This window comes from Streptomyces sp. NPDC056160 (genome assembly GCF_042268205.1).
Taxonomy (GTDB): domain Bacteria; phylum Actinomycetota; class Actinomycetes; order Streptomycetales; family Streptomycetaceae; genus Streptomyces.
Genome location: NZ_JBHJUW010000256.1, coordinates 1 through 5,638, shown reverse-complemented (window position 1 = coordinate 5,638; position 5,638 = coordinate 1). Strand labels below are relative to the sequence as shown.

The window sequence follows — 5,638 nt, the reverse complement described above, 5'->3', positions numbered from 1 at the left end:
GGGAGAGACGCGACGACATCCACGAAGCCTTCCTCGGCCTCGCCACCTGCCTCATCACCCACCGCCACGTTCAACGCCTTTGTTAGGACCTCTTAATCACATGTCCAATCGTTCCGGCGGAGCATCTGCTTCGCTCCGCCGTGGGGGTGGCGGACGAGCTGGGTTTGAGTCGCCCGACGGCCGACGCGGCTTGTCAGGGCAGGCGACGCGCCGCCGGACGGGGTCAGTGGGGAGTTCCCATGGCGTGGTGTGGGTCGGCTGAGCTGGAACCGCCCGGCGGTACGTCTTTTCGGCAGGACAGGGCCGTACCGCCGGACGGGGTGTGAAGGGAAATCCCGTCGGGGATCTTGCGGGGGACCGGTTGTGCATGGTGACTGCCGCCAATGGCTCCCTGGGTGAGGCGCAGCGAAGCGTTGTGATGCGGGACGCTGTCGGCGGGGACGGTGAGCGCGGTTTGCTCTCGTGTGCCGGTCCCTTCACGCAGGAGCTGTCGGGTTCTCCCTCAGTCGATGAGGTCGAGGGTGGTGGTGACGATGCTGTCGGTGTCGATGCTGTGGTAGCGGTGGATATCCTCGATCGACCCGGACTGGCCGAACTTGGTGACACCGAGGGTGCTGACGGGAACGTTCTGGATGGTGCTCAGGAAGGCCAAGGTGTGCGGGTGCCCGTCCAAGACGGTGACGAGCGGGGTGGCCCGGTCGAGGGGGAAGACCTGGTCGAGGATCCAGGTTGGGTCGTCCGACAGCCCGCGGCGGGCCTGGAGCGCACGGAATAGCAGGTCAGGGCTGGTCACACACACAACATCGGCGGCTTGCCCGAGGGCGGCGAGGCGGTCGGCGGCGGCCAGGGCTTCGGGTACCAGAGCGCCCATTGCAGCGATAGTCGCCACGGGTTTCTCGTGCTGCCGCAGCCGGTAGGCTCCGGCGGTCACGTGCCGGCGGCGGCGTTCGCGGGCGGCAGGGTCGGTGGGCACAGCGGCGAGTGTCTGGTCCACGGGACGGGTGGACAGCCGCAGGTAGGCCGAACTGCCGTCTGTCTTACCAAGGTTGCCGAGGGCGGTAAGCAGACACCATTCGGTGTCGATTGCGAACGCCGGCTCGTAGGTGACGCAGCCGGGCTGTTCGATGCCGAGCGAAGGCGTGGTGATCGACTGGTGTGCGCCGCCCTCCGGGGCGAGCGTGACACCGGACGGGGTGCCGACCAGGATCGACTGACCGCCGGCGTAAATGCCGAACGACCATGGTTCCAGGGCCCTGTTGACGAACGGGTCGTAGACCACGCCGATCGGCAGCAGCGGCTGGCCCCAGCGGCTCCAGGTGGCGCCGAGCTCACCGAGCACGCCGACCAGGTTGGTCTCGGCGATGCCGAGTTCCACATGCTGGCCTGTCGGCTGCTCACGCCAGTGCAGGATGGTCTCGGCGTCGTCGGCGAACCAGTTGGGGCGCTCGGTGGGCGACCACACGCCCACCTTGTTGAGCCAGCCGCCGAGGTTGGTGGAGGAGCTGACGTCCGGACTGACGGTGACGATCCGGCTCGCCGCCTCCGGTGCCCGGCGGGTGAGGTCCAGCAGAACGCGTCCGAGGGCCTGCTGGGTATTGCCGGTGCCGGTCGGCGCGGCTCGACTGAGGTCCGTGGGTACCGTGGGAGCTTGCTGCAATATATATCCGGGGCGGCGCAGGCGCTGGGCCGCCTTCGTGCACAGGGCCGCTTCCGCCGAACCGTCGGTGAAACGGGTCCACGGGCGACTCGGATCCAGTCCGAGGCGGCCGGCCAGTGCCGTCATCTGGTCGGCTGTCAGGAGCGAGGAGTGGTTCTGCGGGTGGCCCTCGGTGGGGAGCCCGTAGCCCTTGATCGTGTAAGCGAAGATCACAGTGGGCCGGGTGTCGTCGACGGCGTCATAGGCGTCCATCAGAGCGCCGACGTCGTGGCCGCCCAGGTTGCGCAGAGCCGCCAGCAGTGAGGCATCGTCTTGGGACGCGATGAGCTCGGCGATGGACTGTGCCGTGGAGCCGTTACCGGGCAGGCGCTCGCGCAGCTGGTCGGCCGAGCAGCGCAGCAGGCGCTGGTACTCGGGGTTGCCCATGGTGTCGATACGAGCACGCAGGGCCTCGCCACCAGACCTGGTGAACAACCCTTCCAGGAGACGGCCGTACTTGAGGGTGAGCACTTGCCAGCCGGCAGCCGCGAACATGCCTCGCAGCTTGTCCGCGGCCATGCCAGGGATGACTCGGTCGAGGGACTGCCGGTTGAGGTCGACGATCCACACCGCTTCGCCCAGGCCCGGCACCATCGGGTCCTGGATGGCTTCCCAGATCGCTCCTTCGTCCAGTTCAGCGTCGCCGAGCAGGGAGTACTGGCGCCCTGTGCCGGCGCCGCCGAAATGACCCTCCACATAGCGCCGCGCGAGGGCGCCCCATAGGGGGGCGGTGGCACCGATGCCGACCGAGCCGGTCGAGTAGTCGACCGGGTCGGGGTCCTTGGTCCGGCTGGGGTAGCTCTGCAGGCCGCCGAAGGCGCGCAGCGTGGTCAGATAGGACTCGTCCAACTCGTCCAGCAGGTAGTTGATCGCATGCAGCACCGGTGAGGCATGCGGTTTGACCGACACTCGGTCCTCGGCGGTCAGCGAATGGAACCACAGCGCAGTCATGATGGAAGTCATCGAGGCACTCGACGCCTGGTGACCACCAACTTTGAGACCTGTAGGGTTCGGCCGTACCCGATTGGCCTGATCGATGATCGCGGTGGAGAGCCACAGCACCCGCTGCTCAACCGCCTTCAGCACGACGAGCTCCTCCGCCCGGCCATGACCAGAGCTGTCGACGTCGGCCGACCTCAGTTCCGCGACCATCACAGACCTCCTCCGCATTCGGCACCATGCCTTAAGAAATTTCGCGTTGTGCTCCGCAAGTAGACACATGAGCCTGCGATTGCACAAGATGTTGCCATTGATTTGAGCATTCTGCTCAAACTTCGAGTTGGCTGGCAGGCATTCGCGGTGCATCATGGCCAGTGAACGGCCTCCCGATGCCGTCAACGTCTGATCAGCTGATCCTTCGAAATCTCGCTGCCGGAATGTGTGTGTGCGGGATTCCTCCGCCCCCACCGCCTCTGGCAGACGGCTGGCCAGGGCGCTGACGATTGCACGGTTCTGCTGCCCTGCCATGGCAAGCGCTGTTCAGGGAGCCGCACTCTGCAGCCGGACGACTGAATTTAGGGCTCGCTCGAATCTCCGCACATCTGTACGACCTGATCACGAGTTTCGCCTGACGGCAGGGAGTTGATCGCTTGCAAAACATCCGACAGCCATGCAACTTGCCCGTCGAACTGTGACAGCTTCCAGGGCCGAACCCACCGGTATGCCTCGTGCTCCCAATTGAGAGTGAGCCGGCGCTGACTGGTACAGGCCACAAAGGTGTGCACGGTCCAGTCCGGACCGCCCCGAGGGTCGGCCAGGCGTAGCGTAGGGCCCGCAGTCAGGTGTTCCAGAGCGCGGGCGGGGAGCAGAGTCTCCTCCCAGATCTCCTGGATGGCCTGCCGTACCGGGTCGCTGTCAGCGTCCAGATATCCAGTGATGCAGTGCCACAGGCCTGCGTCATGCTGGACAGATTCACTGCGCTTGAACAACCCGATGCGCCCTCGCCACATGAGGATGACGGCGACGATGTGTCGCGGGCCTTGAGACGCGAGTCGGCTGAACTCGTCCAGGGACTGATCCCTTTGCGAAGCTTGCTGAGTCACTGGGCGATCACCGCCTTCGGCAGGGACACTCGGATACGGCCCGATAGGCCTTTCGCCTGGAGTGCGTGGCAGGTCAGGAGTACTCGTCCCATTTCTGGTCAGTGCCGGATGTCCGGCCGTGTGACAGCGCGAGATACGGCGTTCCCTGACGGCGACCTGCCGACCACCGTCGCTGCTGTTGTCTCACCGGATGCGTCTCTCGCTCCCGACCCAGGCCTTCTCACGCAACACGAATTTCTGGATCTTCCCCGTAGAAGTCTTCGGAAGCTCTGTAAACGTGACCGTTTTCGGCGCCTTGAACCGCGCCAATCTGCCCTTTACATGCTCGATGATCTCCGCCTCAGTGGCCGTGGCACCGTCCTTCAAGCGCACATAGGCGGCGGGGACTTCACCCCAGCGCTCGTCCGGAACGGCGATCACCGCGGCCTCCAACACCGCTGGATGATCCTCGATCGCCTGCTCCACCTCGACCGATGCAATGTTCTCCCCCCCGGAGATGATCACGTCCTTCGAGCGGTCACGCAGTTCAACGTACCCGTCAGCGTGCACGACGCCGATGTCACCGGTCCGGAACCACCCGTCCGGCACCGCTGCCAGGGTGGCCTCCGGGTCGTCGAGGTAGCCGAGCATGAGGTTGTTGCCGCGCAATGCGATCTGCCCCGTGGTGACACCGTCAGCAGGGACGTCGGTGCCATCGTTCGCGATCACCCGCGGCACGCACGAGATCATGTTCCCGACGCCCTGGCGCGCCTTGAGCCGCGCCTTCGCCTCGGCGTCGCGGTCGTTCCACTCCGGGCGCCAGTCGCACAGCATCGCCGGGCCGTAGGTCTCGGTCAGCCCGTACAGGTGCGTGACCTCGAACCCAAGCTCCGCCGTCCGACGCAGGATTGCCGGCGACGGCGGCGCCCCACCGGTCGCGATGCGCACCGTGCGGTCCAGCGGCGCGGCCTCGTTGGCATAGGCGATCGCCGACAGCACCGTCGGCGCCCCATTGAGGTGCGTGACACCCTCCTCCTTGAGCAGTCGCCAGATCTCCGCCGGGTCCACCTTCGGCAGGCAGACGTGCGTCGCGGCCGCTGCAGTCACCGCCCACGGGAGCGTCCATCCGTTGCAGTGGAACATCGGCAGCGTCCACAGGTACACGCTCGATGGCGTCAGTCCTGTGTGCCCGACCATCGCCACGGCCTGCAGGAACGCCCCCCGGTGGTGGTACATCACGCCCTTGGGGCGACCTGTGGTCCCGGAGGTGTAGTTGATCGACAGCAGAGACCGCTCGTCGGCCGGGGTCAGGTGCAACGGCTCCGAAGCAGCCAGTAGATCCTCGTACTCCTGCCCCGCTCGGATCCGGTGCGGCGGAGCGTCCAGCCGGGTGAGGACCTCGTCCACCAACCCGTCGAACGACGGGTCGTGGATCAGCACGGCGGCCTTGGAGTGCTCCAGGATGTAGGCGACCTCGTCTACCGCGAGGCGCGTGTTCACCGCAACCAGCGACACCCCCGCCCACGGCACCCCGAAGTGCACCTCCAACGACACATGGGTGTTCGGCGACAGCACCGCCACCGGGCGGCCTTCGGCCAGCGGTGCCAACCCACCGGCCAACCGCTGACACCGATCACGCAGCTCCGCATAGGTCCACCGGGACTGACCATCCACCACCGCGACCCGGTCTCCGTGCGCCGCCGCGGCACGATCCAGATACGACGTCGGGGTCAACGGCTCGAAAGACAAGGAGTCCACGTCGTGGGTCATCGCGCGGTCTCCTTGGTGTGGTTGGCGTGGTATTGGCGGAGTGCTTCTTCGTGGGTGGGGCGTGCGGCGCGGATGTCGGCGAGGACGTCGTCGGCTGAGCGGACGATGTTGCGGGGGTTCTTGAAGCGGGGGATGACGTACTTGCCGAAGA

At 66.3% G+C, this 5,638-nt stretch carries 3 protein-coding genes; all 3 read right to left on the bottom strand.

The window, feature by feature from the left end; genetic code table 11:
* Nucleotides 1-502: 502 nt before the first annotated feature.
* The 3 genes from ACFC02_RS41230 to ACFC02_RS41220 all read right to left on the bottom strand — a co-directional run bounded on the left by ACFC02_RS41230 (nucleotide 503) and on the right by ACFC02_RS41220 (nucleotide 5,487).
* Nucleotides 503-2,848, bottom strand: coding sequence for a pyruvate dehydrogenase (locus tag ACFC02_RS41230; protein WP_376367951.1), 2,346 nt, complete (start codon nucleotides 2,846-2,848; stop codon nucleotides 503-505).
* Nucleotides 2,849-3,210: 362 nt separating this feature from the next.
* Nucleotides 3,211-3,738 (bottom strand): NUDIX domain-containing protein, encoded by a 528-nt coding sequence (locus ACFC02_RS41225; protein ID WP_376367949.1) that lies wholly within the window; start codon nucleotides 3,736-3,738, stop codon nucleotides 3,211-3,213.
* Nucleotides 3,739-3,921: 183 nt separating this feature from the next.
* Complete coding sequence (locus ACFC02_RS41220) at nucleotides 3,922-5,487, bottom strand: AMP-binding protein (protein WP_376367947.1); 1,566 nt, start codon at nucleotides 5,485-5,487, stop codon at nucleotides 3,922-3,924.
* Nucleotides 5,488-5,638: the final 151 nt, after the last annotated feature.